This window comes from Blautia pseudococcoides (genome assembly GCF_001689125.2).
GTDB lineage: Bacteria > Bacillota > Clostridia > Lachnospirales > Lachnospiraceae > Blautia > Blautia pseudococcoides.
On sequence record NZ_CP015405.2, the window covers coordinates 4768006 to 4790859 of the forward strand.

The window sequence follows — 22854 nt, forward strand, 5'->3', positions numbered from 1 at the left end:
TTTTTTGATGAAATCTAGACAGAGGTTTATTAAAAGGGTTTACTATAAGATTAATCGATTATATCGATAGTGTTAACATTGGGAATGTTAAGCTTTGGACCTGTTGACAAAAATTAAAGCGAAATGGCTTTCTGTATGGTATATTTATTATTTTAATTGCAGGAGGTCATTTTTTATGATGGAAAAACAAAGTGGATAAAGCCATATGGTAATCCTTGACATAGATTCTATGATTCCAGAGAATCATCTTCTAAGACGGATTAAAAACTGTGTAAATTCTGATTTTATAGTACGAAAAGGCAAGCCTCTATTATTACCATGTTGGCAGAAAATCTATCGATTCCGTTGTTCTGATAAAAATGCTGCTGATTGGTTATCTTTATGGGATCAAATCATAGCAGAGACTTGAGGAGGAAGTATCTCTAACTCTTGCGCACCGCTAGTTTTGTGGAAGTGATCTTATACATAGAGTATCGGATTACTCAATTTTTAGCCAGAATAAAAGAAGACGTTTTCAAGAGACCGATATATTCTGGGAAATTTTTAATGAGATTGTACTGAAGGGTATAGAGTTTGGAATTGTATCCGGAAAAATCGGTGTTGCTGATGATGGTTCATTCCTTCCGTCCAATGTATCCTGGGATATTCATCATGAGGCAGTTGAAACGGTCCAACGTTCCACTGTTAAATATATGGAAGAACTAGAAGCAGAGTTTTTCGTCCGTGCCTGGTTATAAAGAACCGGAGAATGTAAAAAAATTAAAAAGCTGGACGAATCTAGAGAGTGGTTATATCCAACAGGCTCGTAAAATGGGGCTAGATTATCTGGTGGAGATGACGGTGGATATCAGTCGTGGTATTAGCTTGTTATCCTGCTAACCAGAGGGAAGGTGATATTATCTTGGAACATTTGAAAGGACAGCCTTGTAAATATCAGGAAATTGGATCAGATGGCGGATATGATATAGGCGCAGTATACAGATGGTTGGAGTTATTAGAAATTCATAGTTATACAGCTATCCGTGAATATCAGAACAATGTAATGAAAAAAAGGATTCTGTTATGAGGAAGAAACAGATTGCTTTGTAGGTAGATAGGGAGAATATTTAGCATTTCAGAAATTAATTTATAAAAAGTCAACGCAGAACTATTACCGTTTATATAGCCGTTCAAAAAAGGAATGTAAAAACTGCCCGGATTTTTCAGCTTGTGCCACAGATCTCGGTACGGTCAGAATAAATGCGAGTGCTTATTATCCCTCTTTTTATCGAAATGGCAAGAAAGTAGGAACCAGTGATTATCTGAGGGTCATGCGGCTTAGGAAGATATGGGCCGAAGGAACATTCGCAGTTTTAAAACGAGAACATAAATTGAATAAAATCCAGAAAAGAGGCCTTCAGAAAGCGACAGAAGAATGCCTCTTATCAGCAACGGCATTAAATCTAAAGCGACTGGTAAAAACGGTTTGAATAACCGAATTTACCAGTCGTTTTATGGCATTTCAAAAAATCATGCGGAAAGAAACACTGAAAAAGTGAGTTTGTCAACAGGTCCCAAAAAGTCTGTAAATAGGATTCTTCTATGATAGGATTTGGTGGAATGCTTAGAAATTGTACATTCCACCTTTGTGTTATATATACCATCCAGAGGATGGCACGTCAATAGCAGGCGGATTTTTCCCCTGTTTTAACCAAGCTGTTCTTTTATTCTGGAAGCCGTCTCTTATACATGATATTCAGTTCGCCGTAGACCTGGCCTCAGTTCCGGATAGTAGTGGTCCATCTTTTAGTGGTTTCGATGGTTGCCAGATATAATGCCTTCAGCAAAGCCGTATCACTTGGAAATACGCTTCTTTGCTGATTTAATCTCCGATATATGGAATTCAAGGATTCTGTGGCATTGGTTGTATATATGACATTTGGGACGGTTGCTGAAAATTTGAAAATCGGAGAAATCGCATCCCAGTTATCTTTGCAGCATTTCATGGAATTCGGATATTTTGGTGTCCATTTCTCTGTTAACTTTTCAAGTGCTGCAAGAGTTCTCTTTTCATCTGATGCCTGATAGATGGTTTTCAAATCTGTTGCGAATGCTTTTCTGTCTTTATCCGGAATATATTTCGGTGTGTTTCTTACCTGATGGACAATGCAGCGCTGGTATTCTGTTTTGGGGAAGTCAGCTGTGGTGGCTTCTTTGCTCCCGGTTAGTCCGTCGGCACAAAGAATCAGGATATCTTTTACACCCCCGATTTTTTAACTTATTTAGAATAGCTAGCCAGCATTTAGGGCTTTCGTTATCGCCGACCTGAATAGTAAGAACTTTTTTGTCTTCTGTCTTGATCCCTAAGATCACATATGCCGCCAGTTTGCGGATTACTCCATTTCCCGAACGGAATAGTGGATCGCATTGATAAAAAGAATTGGATATACTTCATCTAGGGGGGGCGGTTCTGCCAGTCTTTGATCTGGGGAAGAATCTTATCTGTCACATCAGAAATAAATCCTTCCGAAGTTTCAAAATTGTAAATATCTTCAATTGTTTCAGAAATCTGTCTGGTGGTCATTCCCTTAGCATACATGGAAATGATATTCTGATCAATATCTGAAATATCTTTCTGATGCTTCTTTACGACTTGAGGCTAGAATGTGGATTTTCGATCCTGAGGGACCTCGATTTCCATGGAACAATAACTGCTGTTTATATGTTTGCGTTTGTAATTATCTCGATCATTATCGTTATCGGAACGCTCAGATTTTTAATATCCGAGATGATCATTCATTTCTGCTTCCATCATTTCTTTAATTGTTCCGCCCAGAAGATCTTTCAGAGCATCCTGAATATCTTCGGCTGTCTGAATATCGTATTCCTCCAGAAACTGACGGATAATGTTACGTTTTCTTTCTGTCATTTGTACCCGATGTACGGGTTTCTTCTGTTTTGCCATAATAAAAGGTTCTCCTACTACAATACAAATATGGTTAGTTATGTAATAAACCAGTTACATACTAACCATATTTGTTACTGAAGCTGTTAGAATGAAAGAGCAATGGTATAACATGGCTCTCCTTGGATATATCGTCCTCATCATAGTCTGTTAACTAGCTCTCATTCACAGCGTTCGTTTTATGCAGGCTGAACTAGCATATGATACGTTCGTGTCACACCACAGTAGATTGAACAGGTAATGAGTAAAACAGGTATGTTACCATTGTAATAATTATTAGGAGTGACGAATCTATGAATGCAGTAGGTATTGATGTTTCTAAAGGTAAGAGCATGATCGCGATTCTGCACCCATACGGAGAGGGTATTTTGTTTCCATTCGAGGTCCATTATACGGTAAGTGTATCCGTTCACTCATTGACTTAATTTGATGAATGAAACAGATGCGAAACTTCCCGAATATCCTGTTGTTATGACAATGAAAGGTGTTGGCTCATCCCTTGGTACTCAACTAATAGCCGAGATTGGAGATGTTACACGTTTTACTCAGAAAAGTGTCATCACTGCATTTGCAGGTATCGATCCTAGTGTAAATTAATTTGGTGTTTATGTGCAAAAAGTGTTCATGCATCCAAACGAGGCTCTACTGAACTTCGGAAAACCCTCTTTCAAGTCATGGATTGCCTAATAAAAACTTAGACGCAAAATGATCCGGTATATTTGTTTATGAATAAAAATGTTCAGAGGGCAAAAAAGGACTACGTTTATACGACGGCAGGCGCAAATAAGTTTCTTCGTGCCTCCACGCCGAGCAGAAGAGTGCGTGCTTGTGACTGGCTACAGGAGATATTTTTTCTCTTATTTTAAGATATTGTCTTAAAGCTGTTTCTATCTATACTAAAATAAATATGAGTATCCCAGTCTCAATGTCTATGTTGTTCGGTGAAACAATTGATAATTATTTAGAATAAAAAAATCTCACCGATATAAAGCTGCTAACGCCCCGCATAGCGGCTCTGGTCCTATCCATTCTTTCTATTCAGTTTGTCCATCCGTTTCTAGTGTGTTTCTTTGCTGTTATGTACAATAGGATTTTCATTTGGAGACAATTTTTTATGGTATTATTCAATATTGTATTCGCCAAGATGCAATTAGGACATAGCTATATTCTCCATGCAACTAATGAATAGTCAAAACAATCCAAGATCTTCGAAAGATATACTTTTTTCTGAAGGAATAGCAAACTCAATAATATCCGATAACTATTTAATACCATGTCGCTTACAGAGAAAGCCCTTTCTATTTTATTCAAAACAGGTGATGTGCTTTCATCTGCATAGGAATCATATTTTACCATTCTTTTTTTCTTTTACTACCCAATTTTCTTCCTTCTTAATCTGCGCATAGTCTTTTTGGAAACGATTATATCTCCCCGTTTAATTTAGAAAATGTATTATACGGTAACAAGATCTTTTTTTAGTTTCAGCAAACAATTCTTTGATATGTATTTAATGAAAATAAATTTGCATAGTTGAAGCAGCACTTTTTTCTGATAGTAATCACTGCAGTTTTTCGAACAGTAACAGCAGTGAATATTCAAGGCATCGATGATTATTGCTTCGTCCGGTCGTTGAGAACTGTCTGATTGGTGCTGTGTCTTTTTTTACACGTTAATTGTTTTTTTCAAAATTCGTATTTCAAGTATTTGTTTCTAAGACTATTCTATTTCATAAGAAGAAACAGTGGATTTTTCCTGAGTAATGTTTTGATAAAGTCTTTGAAAAAATACTTTTATAACTCATAAGATCTAATATATTTTTGCAGAAGTTTTGCGTATCATTGGCAAATATCGACTCTACTATAGACAATATCTTCTGATACATATTTTATACTCCACTTTGTTTAAAACAACGCTTGATTAAATGAAGTTTAATATCTAGAGCAGGATTTCGTATATGCTTTGGAGGATTTGAAAACCGAGAGAGTTTTCTCTTTGGAATATGTAAAGGCTCCTTTCAGAACCTTATAGTAGTCTGGATTTTTGTCCGATTCCGTTTCCGATTTGTTGTTGTAATCCTATGAAAAAGAGTGATTTTGTCTACTTTAATTTTTGTACTATATGATTATCAATTTATAGGGACAATATAATGCAAGTTAAGACAATTTTAGTATTTTAGATGTGATTAAGTGTATATTAGATACAAAAGGACGTGATAATGATGAAAGTCAAACAAAAAATGATTAAAAAAATTTATTATCAAAATATTATTATTGCTATTGTGCAAATTTTTCAGTATTCACCAGAGATTACTGCGTTAAATTTCAAAAAATATTTGACGAAATCAGAAGAAAATGAATTTAATGCATTAACATCAGAAATCAAGAAGAAAAGCTATGTTTTAGGAAGATATACGGCAAAACAAACAATTTCTCTGTTAATTAGAGATAAAAATTTAAGAGATATTGAAATAACGAAAGGAATATTAGGACAACCTGTAGTACACATTAAAAGCAAAAAAAATGTCGAAATTAGTATTTCTCATGAAAGGGATGTATATGCAAGCGTAGCTTTTTTATATGAGTTCCCATTTGGAATTGATATAGAAAGAGTGACACATAAAAATTTAGCAGTGCTTATTAGATGTTCGTCGAAAGAAGAAAGATTAAATGTTAAATATTTAGAGATGACTTCAATAGAAAGTTTAACGCTTTTATGGACAACGAAAGAGGCCTTGTCAAAAATATTAAAGACAGGATTAACACTTCCTTTTTGGTTTTATGAGATAAAGGGGTGCAATTTTGTAGCCAATAATCATATTGTAAGTAGTTATAAATATTTTAGCCAATATATTTCCATTAGTTTTGTTATCAAGGATTTCATATGTACTTTTACCTGTCCTCATCTTAAAAATATACATATTGAATAAATGTAATTTGGGAAAAAGAGGTTATATGTTATGAAAGTTTTAATTACGGGTGTTAATGGTTTCATAGGTAAATGTTTAGCGGATTATCTATATAAAAAGGGAATTTTTGTTCATGGGATTGGGTTGCAAAAGGCCTCAATTGGATATACTCACAAATATTATCAAATTGACGTTAGAAGAAGCTTCTATATTAATGAAGAGTATGATTATGTTATTCATTTAGCTGGAATTAGTCGTACGAATGTTAACGTTAATTATGACTTTAAAGCTATCAAAGAAAACAATATTGATGGTATAAAAAATACTATACATTCATGTAAATTTAATAAATTTATCTTTGTATCTACCTCATTAATCTATAAAACAGATAGTAAATATATAGATGAAAACTCAAAATTAACACGTGATACTATGTATAAAAACTCAAAATATATTGCTGAAAAGATATTAAGAGAAAAAGTGGATGCCAATCATTATATTATTTTAAGACCAGTAAATATTATAGGGCCAACACAAAAAAATGTTGCATTAGTTCCAGTTGTATTTGAACAAGCAGTTAATAATAAACTAATCGATATATTTGTACCATATAATAAAAATATGCAGTTTTTGCATGTTAACGATTTTTGTAGGCTAATAGAGCGTATTCTATTTAGTGATATATCTGGTATATATAACGTAGCATCTAAGGAAGTTATTGAAATTGGTAGACTTGTAGAAGAAATAGTAGAGATAACAAAGTCTAAATCTGTAATACTTAATAGTGAGCGAAAGAGTATAGAACTCAATAGCATAATTATCGGAGAAAAAATAAAGAAAGAATTGAATTGGAGTGAAAATATTAGTATATCAGAGATGCTAATGGAATTTTACAACAAAAAATATAGGATATGATTAAAAAGGTGAAATATGATAAAGATAGGAATTATAGGTTGTGGCTGGATAGCAGAAAAGGCTCATATTACAACCGTACAAGAAATACCAGATGCTATAGTTTATGGTATTTATGATGATAATCATCAAAAAGCGAAAGAAGTAGCTGGAAGAAATATGATATCTAAAATATATAATAATATTTATGAATTATTAGAATCAGAGATTGATGCAGTTATAATATGTACACCTAATATTACACATTCATATTATTGTAATATGGCATTAAAGTATAATAAACATGTATTGTGTGAAAAACCAATCGCATTGAATAGTAGAACTTATTTAAGTACCGTAAAGTTAGCAAGAGATAGGAATAAACTGTTGATATCTGGATTCGTAAATAGGTATAGAAATGATATCATTGAATTGTCAAATGTAGTTGAACAGTTTAACTTAGGAAAACTTAATTGTATTAAAGCAAAATGGCTTCGAAGGGACGGAATACCAAGGCCTGGAACATGGATTACGAATAAAAAAATGGCAGGTGGAGGTGTTTTGGTAGATCTTGGGTCACATGTGTTAGACATTGTGGGAAGATTTATGAAAAACCCTGAAATAGAATTAATAAATGTAGATTGTGTTAGACAATCTCATGGAAAAAAGGGAGCTAAATGGTGTGATTATGATGTAAAGCAGGGGTTTGATTTTGATGTTGAGACATATATCAAATTTAAAATTTCTTATTTAAAAAGGATTTATGCCGAACTGGAATTGAGCTGGGATAGCGATATTATGGAAGATTGTACTATATTTGACCTATATTATGATTTGGGGCATATTAGGCTGAACACGATATTTGGTTTTAGTAACAATTACAGTAGACAATATGACATGTTAGAAATAGATAGTGAGTCTGAAATAAGAAGAATTATATTTGATAGAAAGCGTAATGAAGCCATGAATGCATTTAAAAATCAGACAAGTTATTTTGTTAAAGCGATAAAAGAGAATAGATATAATAAAGTATATCCAAATGATGCTTTATTTACTATTAAAACGATTGAAATGATATATAAATCAATAGGGAGTGTTGTATATGATTAATACGATATTGGGAATAGAAATTGGGGGAACATATATTAGGGTTGGAATTAAAAAAACTAATACTCTTAATGATCATACGCAATACAAAATAGTAAAAAAGAAAATAAGTATTAGAGATAATTTATTCGAAGAAATAGAAGATGAATTATTTACATTTATTGATATGATTTTAGAAAAAGAAAAACTGGCAATAAATAGAATAGGATTGTCTATAGCAGCAAATTTTGACAGAAAAACTGGTGAAATAATCTATTGGTCCAATAATCCAAAATGGGAGGGCTGTAATATTAAAGAAAAACTAAAGAAAAAATATGGCACAGAGGTGCTTATGGAGGATGATGCAAATTGTGGAGCCCTAGGTGAATTTTATTATGGATATAGAGGAAAGTTAAACAGTATGATTTATTTGTCTATAGGAACAGGATTGGGTGCTGGAATTATAATTAATAAAAGTCTTTATGTAGGTGATTTTGGAAAAGCTGGTGAAATTGGACATGTTATTTCTGGACTAGGTGATTCTTTGTGCAGTTGTGGCCAGCGTGGGTGTTATCAATCGATTATATCTGGAAAAGCTCTACTAAACGATTATTTTAGAGAATCAAATAAAAAAGCGGCAGATATCCAGTCTTTGATGAATAAAGTGAAAATGAATGGAAATATAGAATCTAAATTATTATTCAGATTTATAAATATATTATCAAATTGCATATATAATTTAGTTATGTTGTTTGATATTTCTCATATTGTTTTAGGTGGGGGAATGGTGCAATTTATTATAGAATATATTCCTAAAATACAAGAGATAGTAAATGAGCAACTTAAAATTTTTAAACGATCAGTTAATATTATTGAATCAAAATGTAATGAAAATGCGGGTGTATTTGGTGCTTTATGTTTGAAAGAGTAGAGGAAAAAGAATATGAATATATTAATAATAAATGGTCCTAATATGGAACTGTTGGAAAGAAGAGAAGAAAATTATTATGGAAGAATACCATGGGGAGATATTGAAGAAAGAATTAAAAATTTAGGTAGAAGTCAGGGAATTGATATAACATCGTATCAGTCAAATTATGAAGGGGATATTGTCGAATATATACATAAACATGGCCAAGAGGTAGATGTAATAATAATTAATCCAGCTAGTCTGACAATTAATGGATATTCTATTTTAGAAGCGATTAATATTTATCAAATACCTTTTATAGAAGTACATATGTCGAATATCTATCAAAGGGGAGGATGGCATGCAAAAAGCATTTTTTCAAAACATGCGATAGGTGTTGTCGTTGGATTTAAAGATTTTACATATGATATGGCGTTTCATGCAAGCATTTTATATTTAGAAGGGAGGAAGAATTCATAATGAAGTATCAAAATAATTTAGCCTATTATGGTGGAGAGAAAGCTAAAGGAAAACCATTTCCTAGGTGGCCATACTTTGATGAAAATGAGCGTAATGAGATTGAAGAGGTATTAGATACTGGAAATTGGTGGAGAATGACCGGTAATAAAGTGAAAACATTTGAAAAAAAATTTGCACAAATGCATGATACAAAATATTGTTTAGGTGTAACTAACGGAACACATGCGTTAGAGCTAGCTTTGACGACACTTGGTATAGGAAAAGGCGATGAAGTTATTGTTCCAGCAATAACATTTATATCGACTGCCACGGCAGTTATATATTGTAATGCTAAACCAGTTTTAGTGGATGTCCATAGAGATACATATTGTATGGATGCTGATGCATTTGAAAAGGCAATAACAAAGCGTACAAAGGCTGTTATTCCTGTTCACATGGCAGGACACCCTTGTGATATGGATAAAATATGTGATATAGCTAAGCGACATAATATTTATGTAATTGAAGATGCGGCACATGGACATGGAGGAAAATATAAAGAAAAATCTTTAGGATCTTTAGGGGATATCGGAACATTTAGTTTTCAAAATGGAAAATTAATTACATGCGGTGAAGGCGGAGCCATTGTTACTAATAGTAAAGAAATATTAGATAAAGCATTTCTTATTCATGGAGTTGGCAGACCATTAGGAGATATAGTTTATGAACATAGTGTTTTAGGATCAAACTATAGGATGAATGAATTTCAAGGAGCAATCTTATTAGGTCAACTATCAAGGCTGCAGTTATTTAATGATAAAAGAGTGCAGAACGCTAAAAAATTGAATAGATTTCTTGAAGATGTACAAGGAATTAAACCACAAACTGTTTTGGATTATGCTACGAATATGCCATATTATATGTACATGTTTGAGTACGATCCTAGGTATTTTGGCAACTTAGAAAGAGATGTATTTATTGAACTATTGAAGGCTGAAGGAGTGCCAGCATTCTGTTGCTTCCCAGTTCTATCGGAAACCAGATTTTTTAAAAATAATAGTTTTTATGGGAAAATACCTAAATATATAGATAGTGATAAAAATATCTTGGTAAATGCGTATGATGTAGCAAATAGTGTTGTATGGATACCCCATTATACGTTACTCGGTGATGAAGAGGATATGTTTGAAATCGCATCTGCAATAAAAAAAATACAGAAATATGTTAATAAGTAAGAGGGTAATCATTTTGTTTAAAAATATTATTTTTGATTTTGATGGGGTACTTATAGATTCTCATAATTTACAAAAAAATGCATTAAAATCCGCTTATGAAATGATTGTAGGAAAAGGCGAAATTCCATATAAACAATTTTTTGATAATAGTGGTAATAGTTTGGAAAATATATTTAAAATATTAAATTTACCTCTAGAAATGATACCAGTGTATAAAAGAATAAGTGCAGATAATTATTCTATGATTGAGTTATACAATAATGTTTATAGTATGCTAGAGAATTTGGTTTATGAAAAATATAGGATTGCTATATGTACAGGGAAAGATAGAGAAAGAACCTTGCAAATTTTAGAACATTTTAATATTAAACATTTTTTTTCATTTGTTGTTTGTTCAGATGATGTAATGTATCCTAAACCGAATCCAGAAAGTATCTATAAATGTATGGAGTTATGGGGTGTAAACTCGTCAGAATGTTTGATGGTTGGAGATGGAATAAATGATATAATTGCGGCAAAAAAAGCGAAGATGTATAGCATTGGTGTTACATGGGGAGAATCTACGGAATCTAAATTATTAGAGGCAGGCGCAGATATATTGGTCAATTCAATAAAGGAATTAGAAGAAATATTGATTAGTAAAATGAAAGGTAATTATGGAGAAAATTGAAATAAAACTAAATGATATTAATCAAACTGTAATTATTGATGATAATTTCTTGAATATAACAAGCGCTTTTGATTTCTACAGTGATGAGACAAAAGTTATAATTATTACGGATACAGCAGTTGGAGAATTATATTTGGAATCACTTATTAAAGCAATAAATATATCTAGACAAAAGATATATCCTCTTATAATAAAGCCGGGAGAAAAAAGTAAAAATTTTTCAACAGTCAATAAATTATACAAGGCATTATTAAAAATAGGAGCAAATAGAGAAGATTTAGTAATAGCTCTAGGTGGTGGAGTAATAGGTGACATTAGCGGATTTGTAGCAGCAACATATCATAGAGGTCTTAAATTAATCCAGATACCTACTACATTGTTAGCCCAAATTGATAGTTCAATAGGAGGAAAAAATGCGATTAATTTTGAAGACAATAAAAATATAATAGGAACAATTCATCAACCGGCATTGATCTACATAAATGTATCAGTACTTAATAGTTTAGATATTCAAAACAAAAAAAATGCAATGGTAGAAGCTATAATACACGCTATTATAAGAGATCAAGAGCTATTAAATTTTATAGATTTAAATTATAAAAAGATACTTTTGGGAGAAAAGAATTTTCTGATGCCCTTTATCTATAAAAATTGCACTATAAAATTACAAGTGATTATGCAAGATCAATATGATAGTACTATCCGTAAAAGCTTAAATCTTGGACATACAATAGGACATGCCATAGAAAGTGCGTACAATTATGAATTTTCACATGGTGAGAGTGTTTCAATGGGATTAATTGCTGCATTGAAATTATCTGTTATGCTTCAAAATTTTCCTAAACAAAAATATTATTTTATTAAATCATTGCTAAATAAAATTGGGTTACCAACTATTATCGAAACTTTGGAGTGGGATAAGATTATTAATAAGATACAATATGATAAGAAGAAAGTGAGAGAAGATCCTTTATTTGTGTTAGTGAAAGATACGCAAGAAATTCTATATCAGGAATTAAAAATTGATAGTGATGTTATAGAAATTTTTAGAAAGAAAATTTAATTGAGAGGGTGGAGAAAATGACAGGTATAAATTTTATCGCAACATGGTTGCCAGAAGAAGAAATGGAGGTAGGGGATTTCTTTGACTTATATGCCAAAGAAAATAAAAAAAACAAAAATTTAGAAGAGATAAAATCGTATTTTGCTGGGAAATCGGGTTTTAACAAAATTAAAATAGGTGAAAAATATCAGCTAGTTGATGTTTTTGATTCTTTGGTTGAAAAGTATATTAGAAAAATTTCGCCAAACTTGGAGAGTATAAAATATATTATTTATACAAATTCTGAGTCAATAAATACAACAGATGAAAAAAGAATACCTAATGAAATACAGAATAAATATAAATTATTTAATGCTTCAATAATAGAAATCAATCAGCAATGTGGAAGCTGTGCATGTGCTATTGCGTTAGCATATAAATTGCTAGAGAGTAACGAGAGGGCATTAATTATGTCTGCTAATATGATGCATGGGATAAGTGAACGCTATAAACCTCATTCAATTATCAGTGATGGAGCAGCTATAATGGAGATAAAAGGGGATAATGCTAAATTGCAAATTTTAGATTTTCAATTGAAAACTAGACCCTATATAGGCCGTATTGGATTTAATAAAAACTTGAATATGATGAAATATTGCATAAAACTCATAGACAATTTGCTTAAAGCTAATGGCTTATCCAAAGAAAGTATTTCATATATGATTCATCAGAATTTAAATATAGAAATATATGAAATAATGTTCATTTTATTATACGGCTTAACTAATACCGTTTTTTGTTGGGAAAATGTAAAAAAGTTTGGTCATGTTGGAGATGTAGATTTAATACTTAATTTAGAAGTTTTACTAAAGCAAAAGGTACTCAAAGATGGTGATATAATTGTTTTATTTGCAATAGGGGAAATCTTTTCTAGTGTAAATTGCAATAGTATATTACTACAATTTACTGAAAGGGTGTAGTTATGAAAATATTACATATAGTTGATTATATTGGGCCACATGGAGGGCTTTATCAAATTCTTACAAAATTAGATGATCACTTGAAAAAATATGGCATAGAAAATAGGTATTTAGCATTGGAAATAACTCCATATTATTTAGATCCAAAACTAAATGTTCTTCATATTGATATTTTAGAAAAAGATAATTTCTATAATTATATAAGTGAATATAACCCGGATATTATTCACATTCATTCAGATATTAACAACGATTATTTTGAGTATTGTATTAATAATTATAACACTGTACGTTCAATATTTGACTGGGGACCATTTTGTGCTAAGCAACATTTTGATAATGCATATTGCAAATATGACGATATTTACAAGCACAAGCACGATATTTCTTTTGTTGAAAATGTTTGTTTGAAAAACAAATGTATTAATAAAAATGATTGCTGCTCATACAAAACAAAATTGGAATTATTAAAAAAAGTCCCCCAATTTGTAGTGTTGTCGGAAGCTAATAAAGAATACTTAATAAAAATGGGTATTTCTGAGAAAAAAATTTTTAAAATGCCACCAATAATGAGGCCACCACAAAAATATAGTGAACCTCCTACAGATAATATTATACTGTTTGCAGGAAGAATTGTTTACCATAAGGGAACGGAATTCCTTCTTAAGAGTCTACTAAAGCTTAAAAATAATAATTGGAAACTACTTATTGAAGGGACTGGAGACAAAAGATATGTTGCTTCACTTGTCAAGTTTGCAATTGAAAATGGCATAGAGAAAAAAATAGAGTTTCTAGGTCATAAGCCGTATGAAGAATATCGAGAGATATTTACTAAAGCTCGATTATTAGTGTTTCCTTCAGTATATGCAGAAGGTTTTGGTTATCCTGGGTATGAGGCAATGTTAAATGGTATTCCGATAGTTGCATTTGAAGGAATTGGTGGAGAGCGTGAATGGTTGCATGATGATTATAATGGCCTTGTAGTTCCTTATAAAAATATTGAAGCTATGGCTGCTGCAATAGACAGTATATTAAGTGATGATGAACGCTATTCCAGATATAGAGAAAATAGTATTAAATGGAGTAAGAGTATTTGTTTTGATAATGAAATTTTAGAGATGAAAAAATTTTATTGCAATTTTTTGGAAGAAAGGGGAACAGATATTATTATGAATAAAAAAGCATTAGTAGAGATCTGTATGAGAGAAGCGTTTGAATTTGAAGAAAATTTAGAAATAGACTTTGATAAACGTTTAGATGAATATGGAGTAAATTCGATATCATTTATAAAAATGCTTGTTCTTTTAGAAAACAAATTAGAAATTGAATTTGACGAAGCTACATTTGATTTTGAAGAGTGTAATACAGGCAATAAAATTTTGCACTACATTGAACAAGTTAATGAAACAAAGTAAGACTGAAGAAAGGATATGATATTTTAAATTTAAAATATCATGAAAAATTATATGGCATTTAAAGATTTATTCAATATAGAACATGAGTGTCACGAAGTAGAAATAGAAGTTTGTAATTTTTGTAATGCAAAATGTTTTCATTGTCCAACTACTAGAAGAATTAATAGCGTTTCTAGAATGACAATAGATCGTTTTGAAAATATTATTGAAAAATATACCACATATTATGATGACAAAGCTAAACCCAGAATAATTTTTGCTGGTGGAGGAGAGCCGTTATTAAATGATGAGTTAGAAAATTATATACAGATTTGTCGAAAAAATAGGTTTTCTACTTCAATAATTACAAATGGACAATTATTATCTTTACAGAGGGCAAAAAGGTTAGTGGAATCTGGATTGAGTACAATCAATGTAAGTGTTCATGCAATAAAGCCAGATGAGTATAAAAAAATAATGAAACTTGATTTTGATGTAACTTTTAAAAATCTGTGCGATATAAAGAATTGGTTAAAACAGAATAGTAATCAAAATGTTTTATTACAAGTTTTATGCAATGAGTCAAATGAAGTTAGTTCAACTGAAAATGAAATGAAAGAGTTTTGGGGCAATCTGGGAATTGCATTCGCTGGAAAAAAACCAATATGGAATAGGGCGGGGAATTTAGAGAGCTTTGATGAATTAATTTGTAATAAAAAACATCACATTTCTGTTAATTTCAATTTGCCAGTTTGGTGTCTTACACTGAAGTATATGGATACAATAGATACTGAGGGAAATTTTCTGAAGTGCTCATGTGAATATTTCGGAGATTCAGAACCAATAGGTAATATTATTGAGGATGATCTAGATAGTTTATATGATAGAATAAAAAAAATTCTAATTGCTAAAGAAAAGCCCTTAGAATGTACTAAGTGTATTAAATCAAAATCGGATATTTTTTTTAAAGAATATGCTGAATTTAATAAAATCTAAATTTTTATAGTAGTAAATATTATGTCATTAAAATATGAAGGAGGATTAGTATGACTAAATCAAAAGAGGAAGTATTTAATAAAATATATGAAATGTTAAAAGAGGAATATTCCCAGGAGTGTACGGACATTCAACTTAGTGGAGATACAAATCTAATTACAGATTTAATGATGAATTCTGTAGATGCTTTAGAGTTTATGTTACGGTTAGAGCAAGAGTTTGATATCGAGATACCAGATGAAGAACTCAATGTGGAATCTCTCCAAAGTATTAATTATTTAGTAAATATTATTACAAAATTATAGCATGCAAATAAAAAGATAAGACTAAATTAATCATTATTGGAAATTTTATGCAGGTTGAAAAATATTTATGATAGATTTACAGGAATTTATTGATTCAAGTAATCCATATGGACATATTATGTCTCTGCCACTAATTGGAATGTCCAAGATCATGATGGTGATTTACAATGTTGGCTACTCAAAAACGTACAAAAGACAGATCAACCTGCATAAAACGAATGCTGTGAATAAGGAACTGTTTATTAATTCATAAATTAAGGAACGAAATGAATGCTTAAGGTCTTGTTCCTGGTTGTAAGGAGCATTAACCATAAACGTATTGTAGTAAAAGGAGATTAGAAGTGGATGTAATTTTAGTTGCAGCTATGGAAATTAATATAAGTGACAGAAATATATATCGGGAAACAAGAGTTAAAGAAGATATTAAAAACTTAAGTTTAAATCCAATGTTTAGTGCGTATATTAATCGATATCGGGAGAATTTAGGTATAGCATGTTTAGCAGCATTTTTACGAGAGAATAATTATTCTGTACAAATTATTAATAGTAATATTGAAAGTAGGTCCAATAGGGAAATTATTGATCAAATAATGCTTGCTCAACCTTTATTGGTGGGATTTAGTATAATTTATGAGCTACAGTTATTCAATACACTGAGTATAATTTACGAATTAAGAAATAGAGGGTATGAGGGTCATATTTCGATAGGAGGACCGTGTGCTTCTTGTATGTATGATTATTTACTTAAAACGAATTTAAGAATAGATTCTGTGATAAGGGGGGAAGGAGAATATACAATACTCAATCTGGTAAAAAGTATAGAGGAAAAAAAGAATTGGAAAAGCATAGAAGGGCTAGCATATATTGATCACAATAATATTATTTATAACAGGAAGAAAAAATGTATTGAAGATTTATCTAGTTTACCTTTTGCGGCAAGAGATAGTCTCTATTTTCTGAAAAACAAAGGATTTAATACACGAACAGCTTCTATTTATTCAAGTAGAGGTTGCAAAGGAAACTGCATATATTGTACTGCACCTCAGTCAAGTTGCCTTGAAAATGTAAAATGGCGTTGTAGGAGCGGAGAATCCTTGTTTTATGAAGTTGAATATTTAGTAAAAGAATTTGGGGTAGAGTATTTATACTTTTGCGATGTTAATTTTATAGGCTATGGTGACGATGCAAAGGTACGCCTCGAAACGTTTTCAAAAAAGATTATCGAAAACAATATAAAAATAAGCTTTCATGCAGAGATAAGAGCAGATTCTATTGAACATGATATGCTAATGCTTTTGAAAAAAGCCGGGTTAAAAGATGTTTTGTTAGGAATAGAAAGTGGATCGCAAAGATTACTGAATTTGTGGAAAAAAGGCATTTCAGTACAAAAAAATAAGGATGCAATAAATGAAGTGAAGAAAATGGGATTTTTGTTAGAGCCAGCGATGATAATGGTAAGTCCTAAAACTAATAGAAAAGATTTAATAGAGACAATTGATTTTATTATAGAAACGAAAATATTTGAGGATAATATCCCAATGAATATGTTTAATAAAATGGTTCTGTTTAGAGGAAGTAAGGCTGAAGAGAATTTGAAATTGGAAGGATTCATTCCAGAAGTTAATGAGAGTATTATTTCTCAAAGAATACAAAATCAATGTGAAATTAAAGCACTATGTAAAGAGTTAATATCAAAGGAATATAGTATAGAGGATAAATGTGTTGATGCGGTCTGGGAGGGGGTAATCCTTCAGATAAATAAGCTGACTTGGTTAATCGAGGATTTTTTCCCGGAATATGTAAGTGAAAGATATCTTAAATATGATAAAGATGATAAGAACAATAAAGAGGAATTTTTTAGCTTGGTACACAGTATAAAGGGATGGAGACGGAATTTGGATAGTCTAATATATGAATTACTTTTATGCATGAAAAAAAATCTTTTATCAAATAATTCTGATATGAGCAATATCAAGAGCCAATTTGAAAATATCGTGTTTTTATATGAAAAGAAATATTTTGAGCAAACACCTGAATTGTGTGATGGTATTAATAGGCTCATTGACATTGGTTAATATCAATAACGGAGAGGATAGTAAATTGCTAATTGAGTCATCAAATAAATTAATTACATATAGTGGGAAAAATTGCTTCTTAAGCAATTTGACCAGTATGGCTAAGTACTATGACAGAAAATTGTTTGAAGAGAATATTTATGCCAATATAGGCCATAATTATCATTTCGGGGAATGGGTTGATCGCCATGAAAAAAAATATCCTACCTTGATGTGCTTTGATCCCGATGTAAGTTATACAGAATTAATAAATGAACTTAGAAAACGTACAATTTCTTTGAAACGTAATATATTCAAGGACGTAGGGAAAGCTATTTGCTATATTGAAAATAGAATTGAACATAATGTTCCAATTATGATTAACGTTGATGCTTTTTATTTAAACTATTGGCCTAAGAATATTCGGAGTCACCATGCACATTATCTTATAATTTATGGGATCGAAAGAGAGAGTAAGGTATGGGTAATTGATAATTGTATACCGGGTAATAATATAAAAAATTATAAAGGAGAGCTTGACTATAAATTATTTGTCTCTTCAATGAATTTTGAAAATGTGAAAATAAACCACGAAAGTATTATTTTGTGGGAAATAGAACCCGAATATGCCTTGGATGAAACATGTAAAAAAGTAGATGATATTGTGCGCTATGATATGCATTCCTACCAAGGAAACCAGAAACATAGAGCGATAGTAGGAAGTATCCTTTATAACTATTTTTCCGGGACTAAATCATTAGATGTGTTACAGGGGATGCTGCTAGATTTTGCTAATTTAAAAAGGAAGGACAATGACGTATTACTAGAAATATATAGAAATATAGTATCCTTTGGTGGCCCTATTATTATGATCGAGTTACTAAAAAAATATGCTAATAATTTTTTGGATACTTGGCCTTTATATAGAGATACTATTAGAAATTATAATCAATTACTAGCTTTATGGAAAAGTGTGGGAATAGGTATAATGCGTTATACAATAGCATATGAAGGAAAGCATTTGTTAAAAGCAATAGAATATCTTAATGATATAATTGTAATTGAAACAGAAAACGATAAATTATTTCAAAACTATATACCAAACAAGATTAAACTTCCAAATAAAGCATATCTATACCCTACAATATTATGTAATTTAAACTGTAAAATGTGTTATTCCGGATCTCATCATGATGTATCTATACGAAACAGAGAATTGTCTTTAAGAGAATATAAGAGTCTTATTGGTAAACTATATGAAAATGGTGTAATGAAGTATGATATTAGTGGCGGAGAGCCTTTAATGCATGATCAGTTAGATGAAATCGTTTCTGAAATAAAGAAGTATAAAGGAACCGAAATATTTTTAGTTACTAATGGAACAATGATTTTAAAGAAATCGTCACTGTTTTTAGAAGTTCTCAGAAAAGTGAATCGGATATATATTTCTTTAGATTCTACCAATGAAGAATTGCATAATAAAATTAGGGGGAGTCGTGTAGCATTTGAGAGGGCTATGGAAGGTGTTAAATTTATACAGTCAGTGGGTTATAAAAACCTTGGACTAAATTTCGTGGCTATGAAAGAGAATAATTTTGAAATAAAGAAACTATTAGACTTTGCGTATATTCAAGGTTTTAAATTTATAAATATTTTAAGACTACTAGACATACAAAAAGATGAAAAACTACTATATGATAATTTGGAATTAAATTCTTTCCTTTCAATTTATGAAGATGTAAATGAATGGATTACAGCTTCCCAGAATGACAGATTTTTTGAGATTACTATTGTTATGCCTGGTTATATTGCTCCTTTAATATTGGGAAAAAGAAAGAAAGCTACAAAAAGTAATGTTAGCTTAAACATCGAATTTGATCCATTCTTAGGTTGTATGGCATATAGTAATTCGATTGTAATATCATCAACAGGAGATGTGACAGGTTGTACGGCAATGATGGCGAGCGATAGGTTTTGTGTTGGTAATATTAGATCCAATTCATTTCCGGAAATATTACTTAGATGGGATAAAATGCGAAATGTTATAGAAAAGAGAGAAAAGAATCTAAGAAGAAAGGGATCATGTTCTGATTGCAATGAATGGCGTTTTTGCCATGGGGGATGCCCAGCCGTAGCATTGAAGTATAAGGATGATTATAATGAAGAGGATCCAACATGCAATTTGATCAAAGGAGACCAGCTATGAAAAGTCAACCCTAAATTAGCAAAAAATTATATTTATTTTCTGACCGGAAAAATGGCTAACTTTAATAGAGCTCCCATAGGGTGCTTTTTAAAAATATATATGAACGGTCAGATATTAATCCAAATTAAATGAAACGTTGTCAGTGAGCATTTTATAAATGATGCGAACTAACTTCCCGGCACAATGTCCTAAGGCGTTGTAATGGGACTTTCCCTCTGAGATTTTCTGATCATAGTAATCTTTAAAGGTTTTGTTGTTTTTGACAACGTTATGTGCTGCATTTATCAAAGCGTAGCGAAGGGGACGAGACCCACGTTTGGACATCTTGGTATGGCTGGCATTAAAGTTTCCAGACTGATAGACAGTCGGATCAAGACCAGCAAATGCAAGCACTTTTGAAGGGCTGGAGAAGCGCGTAATATCGCCAATCTCGCCCAGTATCATTCCGCCATTGATAAAACCAATGCCCGGAATGGTCATAATGACGGAATCCAAAGAATTGACAATCAATTCCATTTCAGATTCAACGTCATGAACCTGGCTATCCAGTAACTCGATTAGTTCAATGGTCTGAGTTATCTGAGTAGATATAGAACTGTCGTTGCAACCGACAGACTTCTGTGCCAGAATCCTTAATTCAGTCGCTGTGTTTTTCTTGAAATGACCGTGGGAGGAAACCTCAAGCAAGTGTGACAGATGGGTCAGGTGCATAGAAGCAATGTCTTTGGTCGTAGGTGCTTCTTTAAGAACTGCATACACAGATTTCTGGTGGATGCCAGATTTGAAGAAATACTGCAGTTCAGGGAAAGCCTGATCAACATACGACATTAGTTGGATCTTGCCCTGGGTACGTTTCTTGATTAGTTTCATGCGGAAACGCCCCAATTCCTTTAAGTGCATGATTGAAAGATCATGCTGCGAAAAGAAACGGTGAGGATCCATCATTAAAGTTTTGGCAATTATGTAAGTATCTACCTTATCCGTTTTTGTTTTGCGAATGTTGTTCTTTCGCATTGCAGAGGTCTGGATAGGGTTTATGACACAGACCTTGTAGTTATGTTTGACAAGGAATTCAAGAAGGTTGTTGCCATAGTGAGCCGTTGATCCAAGACCTATGATGAGGCTGTCAGGATCCAAAGAATGGAGCTTGTGAAGCAGCAGATGGAAGCCATCATAGTCATTTGTAAATTTGAACGGTTGAAGCATAATTTCACCATCTGAAGAAATGGCAGAGGCGAAATGGTTGAGTTTGGCAATATCAATGCCTACGTAAATCATAAGATCTCCTTTCTGAGTGTGATACTGTGACAATTCCACAGGTGTTTACCCTCATAGACTTGATTGAAATAAGTGCTCGGGAAGGAATTCCCTCGTGGCAACATCCAGCTTATAAATGATTCAGATAAAACCGTGGCAATACACTCCTTTAAGTAGTTGGACTACAGAAGAAAATCAAAAGTCCACAGCATCTGAATGTATTATGTCACATCACTAAAAGAAAGGAAAATGTGATGTTTTAGCTTCTATAAACATCATACAAGAAAAGAATGGGTAAACTAGCAATTACTGGAGGAGATAAAACAAGAATAAATACTTTTCCAGACTATCCTTATATAAGTGAAGAGGATAAAAAATATATTCTCAATGCGTTGGAAAGTGGAAGATGGGCTAGAACGGCCCAAGATAGTAATACCACTTGTAAATTAAATTCAGGGTATATTGAAAAATTAGAATTGTGTTTTTCTAAAATGCAGAAAACCAAATATGCATTGGCGGTATCAAGTGGTACTGCTGCATTAGAGATTGCTTTGCAAACAATTGGCTTAGAAAAGGGGGATGAAGTAATTGTAACACCATATACTTTTATTTCAAGCGTGTCATGCATTTTAAAAATTGGGGGGAAGCCAATTTTTGCAGATATTGATGAAGCTACATGGAATATCTCTCCAAAGTCAATAGAAGATTGTATTAGCAAAAAAACAAGAGCTATTGTCTTAGTACACTTTGCGGGGCAGCTTGTTGACTTTAATGCAATACATAATATCGCTAAAACATATAATTTAATTTTGATTAGCGATGCTGCACATGCTATTAATTCAAAATGGAATGAAAAAACGCCGGGTCAGTTATCGGATATCTGTTGTTTCAGCTTACAATCATCTAAGAATTTGACATGCGGTGAAGGTGGAATACTAGTTACTAACAAGAAAGACTATTATGAAAAGGCATATTCCATACATATGTGTGGACGAAAATTCAATGGGAAATGGTATGAATATAGTACCTTAGGATCAAATTATAGGATGACAGAGTTTCAAGCTGCAGTAGCAGTAGCACAATTAAAATCTAATAATAAATATGAACAAATACGTTATAAAAATGCTATTTATTTGATTGATAAAATGAAAGATATTGAGGGAATTGAACCGACACGTACACTTTGGCAAGCAAGAATGAGAGATTATCATCTTTTTACGTTTTCTTATAATAAAGAATATTTTCAAGGTTTAAGTAGAAAGAGATTTATATTAGCTCTGAATTGTGAAGGTATACCATGTGATGAAGGATATGGATCTCCGTTATATAGAGTGCCTATATTGCCTCAAACAGGAAATAATAAGTGTCCTATAACTGAAATGATCTGTAAACAAGCAGTTTGGATTCATCAAAATGTTTTGCTGGGAACATATGAAGATATGGATGATATTATATTAGGAATAAAGAAAATACAAACCTATTGTTATGAGATAAGCAACTAATTTTTTATCAATAGATTT

Annotated in this window: 17 protein-coding genes and 3 pseudogenes; 18 read left to right on the forward strand and 2 right to left on the reverse strand. The window is 31.8% G+C overall.

Going from position 1 to position 22854, the window contains the following annotated elements:
- Window positions 1-320 precede the first annotated feature (320 nt).
- A pseudogene (locus A4V09_RS27065) lies at window positions 321-398 on the forward strand (hypothetical protein); the annotation flags it as partial.
- Window positions 399-1124: 726 nt separating this feature from the next.
- A complete protein-coding gene (locus A4V09_RS26595; RefSeq protein WP_084043735.1) occupies window positions 1125-1469 on the forward strand; it encodes a transposase in 345 nt (114 codons plus the stop codon).
- A 288-nt stretch (window positions 1470-1757) separates the two neighbouring features.
- Here A4V09_RS26595 and A4V09_RS22470 read toward each other — a convergent pair.
- Window positions 1758-2944 (reverse strand): annotated as a pseudogene (locus A4V09_RS22470) (IS256 family transposase).
- 426 nt (window positions 2945-3370) lie between these two features.
- Between A4V09_RS22470 and A4V09_RS26600 the strand changes: the two are divergent.
- From A4V09_RS26600 to A4V09_RS22545, 15 genes and pseudogenes are all read left to right on the forward strand, one after another.
- Window positions 3371-3810: pseudogene (locus A4V09_RS26600) on the forward strand (transposase); the annotation flags it as partial.
- Between the two features lie 1349 nt (window positions 3811-5159).
- Window positions 5160-5870 carry a 4'-phosphopantetheinyl transferase family protein gene (locus tag A4V09_RS22480; protein WP_084043736.1) on the forward strand — a complete coding sequence of 237 codons (711 nt, stop codon included), beginning with the start codon at window positions 5160-5162 and terminating at the stop codon, window positions 5868-5870.
- A gap of 30 nt (window positions 5871-5900) precedes the next feature.
- Entirely contained in the window at window positions 5901-6764 is an 864-nt protein-coding gene (locus A4V09_RS22485; protein WP_065544292.1) for an NAD-dependent epimerase/dehydratase family protein, read from the forward strand.
- 15 nt (window positions 6765-6779) lie between these two features.
- The gene (locus A4V09_RS22490) at window positions 6780-7850 is read left to right on the forward strand and encodes a Gfo/Idh/MocA family protein (RefSeq protein ID WP_065544293.1); all 1071 of its coding nucleotides are present in this window, start codon (window positions 6780-6782) and stop codon (window positions 7848-7850) included.
- The gene (locus A4V09_RS22495) at window positions 7843-8757 is read left to right on the forward strand and encodes an ROK family protein (RefSeq protein WP_065544294.1); all 915 of its coding nucleotides are present in this window, start codon (window positions 7843-7845) and stop codon (window positions 8755-8757) included. The genes A4V09_RS22490 and A4V09_RS22495 overlap by 8 nt, the downstream gene beginning before the upstream one ends.
- A gap of 12 nt (window positions 8758-8769) precedes the next feature.
- On the forward strand, window positions 8770-9216 hold the full coding sequence (locus A4V09_RS22500) for a type II 3-dehydroquinate dehydratase (RefSeq protein WP_065544295.1): 447 nt from the start codon (window positions 8770-8772) through the stop codon (window positions 9214-9216).
- A complete protein-coding gene (locus A4V09_RS22505; protein ID WP_065544296.1) occupies window positions 9216-10430 on the forward strand; it encodes a DegT/DnrJ/EryC1/StrS family aminotransferase in 1215 nt (404 codons plus the stop codon). The genes A4V09_RS22500 and A4V09_RS22505 overlap by 1 nt, the downstream gene beginning before the upstream one ends.
- 13 nt (window positions 10431-10443) lie before the next feature.
- A complete protein-coding gene (locus tag A4V09_RS22510; protein WP_065544297.1) occupies window positions 10444-11100 on the forward strand; it encodes an HAD family hydrolase in 657 nt (218 codons plus the stop codon).
- On the forward strand, window positions 11087-12163 hold the full coding sequence (gene aroB, locus A4V09_RS22515; protein WP_065544298.1) for a 3-dehydroquinate synthase: 1077 nt from the start codon (window positions 11087-11089) through the stop codon (window positions 12161-12163). Before A4V09_RS22510 ends, aroB begins: the two co-directional genes overlap by 14 nt.
- A gap of 17 nt (window positions 12164-12180) precedes the next feature.
- Entirely contained in the window at window positions 12181-13122 is a 942-nt protein-coding gene (locus A4V09_RS22520; protein ID WP_065544299.1) for a 3-oxoacyl-[acyl-carrier-protein] synthase III C-terminal domain-containing protein, read from the forward strand.
- A gap of 2 nt (window positions 13123-13124) precedes the next feature.
- On the forward strand, window positions 13125-14537 hold the full coding sequence (locus A4V09_RS22525; protein ID WP_065544300.1) for a glycosyltransferase: 1413 nt from the start codon (window positions 13125-13127) through the stop codon (window positions 14535-14537).
- Window positions 14538-14588: 51 nt separating this feature from the next.
- Complete coding sequence (locus tag A4V09_RS22530) at window positions 14589-15512, forward strand: radical SAM protein (RefSeq protein ID WP_162291125.1); 924 nt, start codon at window positions 14589-14591, stop codon at window positions 15510-15512.
- Window positions 15513-15562: 50 nt separating this feature from the next.
- Window positions 15563-15817: an acyl carrier protein gene (locus A4V09_RS22535; RefSeq protein WP_065544302.1), complete on the forward strand. Its 255-nt coding sequence runs from the start codon at window positions 15563-15565 to the stop codon at window positions 15815-15817.
- Between the two features lie 341 nt (window positions 15818-16158).
- Complete coding sequence (locus A4V09_RS22540; protein WP_065544303.1) at window positions 16159-17892, forward strand: B12-binding domain-containing radical SAM protein; 1734 nt, start codon at window positions 16159-16161, stop codon at window positions 17890-17892.
- Between the two features lie 97 nt (window positions 17893-17989).
- Complete coding sequence (locus A4V09_RS22545) at window positions 17990-20077, forward strand: radical SAM/SPASM domain-containing protein (protein WP_162291126.1); 2088 nt, start codon at window positions 17990-17992, stop codon at window positions 20075-20077.
- A 114-nt stretch (window positions 20078-20191) separates the two neighbouring features.
- On the opposite strand, the gene A4V09_RS22550 is transcribed toward A4V09_RS22545, so the two are convergent.
- Window positions 20192-21355, reverse strand: a complete 1164-nt coding sequence (locus A4V09_RS22550; protein WP_065544305.1) for an IS110 family RNA-guided transposase — start codon at window positions 21353-21355, stop codon at window positions 20192-20194.
- Between the two features lie 269 nt (window positions 21356-21624).
- Here A4V09_RS22550 and A4V09_RS22555 point away from each other — a divergent pair, with 269 nt between their 5' ends.
- Complete coding sequence (locus tag A4V09_RS22555) at window positions 21625-22836, forward strand: DegT/DnrJ/EryC1/StrS family aminotransferase (protein ID WP_065544306.1); 1212 nt, start codon at window positions 21625-21627, stop codon at window positions 22834-22836.
- Window positions 22837-22854 lie beyond the last annotated feature (18 nt).